Below are 3915 nucleotides of genomic sequence, written 5' to 3' on the forward strand. Positions count from 1 at the left end.
AGGATCAATAATATGGTTATCGAGAGTTTCGTTACGGATGGTTTCAGAGAGGTGGTGATCAAAGGCTATGTTGACGCCAGGAACATACGGCAGGTTCGTCGTGATATCACGTTCGGTAATATCAATCTTACGATCCTGCATATCCTTAGGATGGACGAACTTGATGTCGTCTATCAGGTCCAGATGTTTCAGCAAAACCGCGCAAACTAAACCGTCAAAGTCGCTTCGGGTAACAAGTCGAAATTTTCCACCAGCCATCAGTTCATTCCCTCAAAATTTAACTGCTGTTAAAACTACCACAGCTTTAAGCAGCGCCAAAGACTTTATCCAATATTTGTTTTAATGAACACTCAAACAAAAGTGATACCCATGTATGAACAGCTAACCAAACACGAAAACAAAACACGAATTATTTCATATATTTCAATAGATAAGGACATACACACAAAAAGACAACCAACACCAAAAGAAAGATAATACGAAAACAAATAAAATCGCATTTTGTTTGAATTAAACACCCACCCCGCTCAGATTCATTGACAACAGTAGTACAGAGCTTGATCGGGGCTGATATTTCGTACTGCAAACGCGAGCCCCCCACCCGAGGCCCGATGCGGCAGCCAATGCTGTACGACGAACACGGGCAATAGTTCTAACCTGCTTGACGATCAACCCTCTGTTCACCGATATTAACGCTCATTCTAAAAAGGATGAATCGGCTATGGATGAGCTATCCCCTTCGGATCTGAAAACGATCCTGCACTCTAAACGCGCCAATCTCTATTACCTGCAATACTGCCGCGTGCTGGTGAACGGTGGCCGGGTTGAATACATCACCGATGAGGGCAGCCGCTCACGCTACTGGAATATCCCCATCGCCAACACCACCTGCATCTTGCTCGGCACCTCAGAAAAAGTCTGACAATATGAAAATTGACAGCGCGAACGTTCACTGCCGCATAGGCAGCTTATAAAAAAGGCCCAGCTAAACAGCGGGCCTTTTTTATGTCTCATCGATGAAGAAGAGGGTAAGTATCAATAAGCCACACGCACAGTGCCATTGCGATCCAATACCCGTACCTGATCACCCGGACGGAAGAACTCTTTGTTCTGTACTTCCTGCACCACAGAGATGATCTCGCCGGATTCCATCTGGATCGTCAGTTCCTGACCTTGAGCGCGGGTTGCCGATTCTTCAATCTTGTTACCGACAATACCGCCTGCAACAGCACCAATAACCGCAGAAATATTGCTGCCCCTGCCACCACCAATCGTGCTGCCGGCAATCCCCCCCACAATAGCGCCCGCTGCACTGCCAATCGGTCCATCCGTACGCCCCTCAATCACCACTGGGGTCACCGATTCAACGATTCCATAACGAACGTACTGCACTTTACGCGCGTCTTCACGGGAATAGGTGCTACCGCTAAGATCACCTGCACACCCGGCAAGCAATGACACACTCAGTACCGCGGAAAGCAATACACCTATTTTTTTCATACCCAATTCCTCATTAACGAATTTTCAGCGCCAGCTTAGCCAGCCATGCCCAGATATATTCACGCATTTTTTGATGCCAGGGCCGCTGTGACCAGGCACCGTAGGTCACTTCGTGGCAGTGATGCATATCATCCCGCAACACCTGCCCGACCTGCACCACAAAGGCCGAATCTTCGACCTCTATATTAGCCTCTAAATTCCATCGTAAGTTCCAATGATCTAGATTACAGGAACCTACACTGCTCCAGTCATCTACGACAGCCGCTTTCGCATGCAAAAAACGCGGCTGATATTCGTATATTCTAACCCCGGCCTTGAGCAGAGCGCGATAATAACGTTTGGACGCATGAAACACCCACGGCTGGTCAGTATAAGGACCGGCAATGATAAGCCGTACGTCGACGCCGCGGCGCGCAGCACGACGCAGTGCGCTACGCACAGAAAACGATGGCAGAAAATAAGCAGTCATCAGCCAAACACGTGTCTGGGCACGATTGACCCGGTGCAAAAAGTTAACTTTGATATCTTGCTGATACATGCCCTGTACGGTGGTCACACGTACCTTAGTATCGCCCACCGGAGCCATCGAATCCGGTGCAGATGGCAAATTTTGATAGGAGCAACGCTCCCACAGCGCGTTATATACGTTGAGCAAATCCACCACCGCCGGGCCTTCCACCCGGCTCATCAACTCATGCCACGGGCTGCCTTTGGCTTCCGATAGCCAATACACATCACTTAAGCCTGTCCCCCCCACAAACGCGACCTGCTGGTCCACAATCAGCAATTTACGGTGATCGCGGGCAAAGTTTCGGGTCAGCTTAGTGGCGTGCAGTGGGTTATACACGATGACCTGCACGCCTTCGGATTGCAGTCGCTTACGATCGTTCTGATTAAACTTGAGGGCCCCGAAGCCATCGATGATCATCCGCACCATCACACCACGTTTGACCGCGGCGATCATCTCCTCAATAAAGCGGGTGGTGATGGTACCCGATGCGACCAGATAGAACTCCAGCAGCACGCTGTGGCGTGCTTTACGCATCTCTTCCAGCATCACCGGAAAAAACACCTCCCCATCGACCATCAGATCGATCTGGTTCCCCTCACGCCACTGAAAACGTTTTCGCATAATCTCTCTTTAATCCGGGAGAGACATCATTTAGTGCTGATGTTCCCCATACAGTCGTGCATATAAGCCGTCCATATCCAACAACTCTTCGTGACCGCCCTGCTCAGCTATCTGGCCGTCTTCGAAAACGTAAACATGGTCAGCCTGTTTAACCGCACTCAGGCGGTGGGCAACGATGATGGTGGTGCGTCCCTGCAAGAAGGTTTGCAGCGCCTGATGCAGCGCGAACTCGGTTTCAGTATCCAAAGCCGAAGTCGCCTCATCCAGTATCACCACTTTAGGGTCGGACAGAACCATGCGGGCAATCGCCAATCGTTGGCGCTGCCCACCGGACAGACGAATCCCCTGCCGTCCCACACGGGTTTCCAATCCTTCAGTCTGCTCTGCGACAAAGCTATCCAATTGCGCGACTTTCAATGCATGCCACAATTGATGATCGCTATAGTCCCTGCCCATCATAAGGTTGCTTCGAACGGTGCCATTAAACAATGCGGGCTGTTGCAATACCGTTGCAAGGTGCTCGCGAACACGCTCCAGACCTATTTTTTCTACCGGTACGCCGTCAAATAACACCCGTCCCTGCTGGGCGGGATATAAGCCCAATAAAACCTGTACCAGCGTGGACTTACCGCCACCGCTTGCCCCGACTAACGCAATTTTCTGACCGGCTTCAATATTCAGCGTAATCCCTTTCAGCACCTCCTGATCGGAGTAATAGCCAAAATGCACATTTTCCATCTGCAAAGAGACGGTTCGCTTACCGGCAAATGGATTAATCTGCTCTTCGAAATACGGCTCCTCTTTCAGGTCCAACAGGCGGTTGATACGACTCAGTGCCGCGCGCGCGCCATAGAAGGAATACTGAATACCAAGTACCTCCTGCACTGGTCCCATCATGAACCAGAGGTAACCAAATACCGCCATCATCTCACCGATGGTAAGACCGGAAAAAACCACCATCAGCATGGATAACGCACGGAACAGGTCAAAACCCACTAAAAAAACCACAAAACTGAAACGCGTAGCGGCATCGCTTTTCCACTCAAACGCAGTCGAGCGATCACGCACATGACGCGCTTCATCAATCAGCCGACTCAGGTAGTGTTTCTCACGATTCGCCGCACGGATCTGATGAATGGCATCCAGTGTTTCGGTTAATGCGCCCTGAAAGATCTCAAAGGCATGGTTCTCATCTTTTTTCAGGTGCTTAACTTTTTTACCAATCACCATCGTGACATAAATCACCACGGGATTAAGAAACAGGATAAACAGGGCCAGTTGCC

At 50.0% G+C, this 3915-nt stretch carries 4 protein-coding genes and 1 pseudogene; 1 reads left to right on the forward strand and 4 read right to left on the reverse strand.

Features of this window, described 5'->3' with window-relative positions; all coding sequences use genetic code 11:
* Positions 1-258: pseudogene (locus tag ABYW01_RS16105) on the reverse strand (exopolyphosphatase); the annotation flags it as partial.
* Between the two features lie 463 nt (positions 259-721).
* On the opposite strand from ABYW01_RS16105, the gene ABYW01_RS16110 reads away from it, so the two are divergent.
* Positions 722-922, forward strand: coding sequence for a hypothetical protein (locus ABYW01_RS16110; protein ID WP_372834621.1), 201 nt, complete (start codon positions 722-724; stop codon positions 920-922).
* Between the two features lie 113 nt (positions 923-1035).
* Here ABYW01_RS16110 and ABYW01_RS16115 read toward each other — a convergent pair whose 3' ends face one another.
* The 3 genes from ABYW01_RS16115 to ABYW01_RS16125 form a co-directional block, all read right to left on the reverse strand.
* Complete coding sequence (locus ABYW01_RS16115) at positions 1036-1500, reverse strand: glycine zipper 2TM domain-containing protein (protein ID WP_372834624.1); 465 nt, start codon at positions 1498-1500, stop codon at positions 1036-1038.
* Positions 1501-1513: 13 nt separating this feature from the next.
* Positions 1514-2632, reverse strand: coding sequence for a phosphatidylserine/phosphatidylglycerophosphate/cardiolipin synthase family protein (locus ABYW01_RS16120; protein ID WP_372834627.1), 1119 nt, complete (start codon positions 2630-2632; stop codon positions 1514-1516).
* A 30-nt stretch (positions 2633-2662) separates the two neighbouring features.
* On the reverse strand, positions 2663-3915 hold a 1253-nt coding region (locus ABYW01_RS16125; protein WP_372834628.1), incomplete at its 5' end, for an ABC transporter ATP-binding protein.

The sequence above is a fragment of the Pontibacterium sp. genome, assembly GCF_041587635.1.
GTDB lineage: Bacteria > Pseudomonadota > Gammaproteobacteria > Pseudomonadales > Balneatricaceae > Pontibacterium.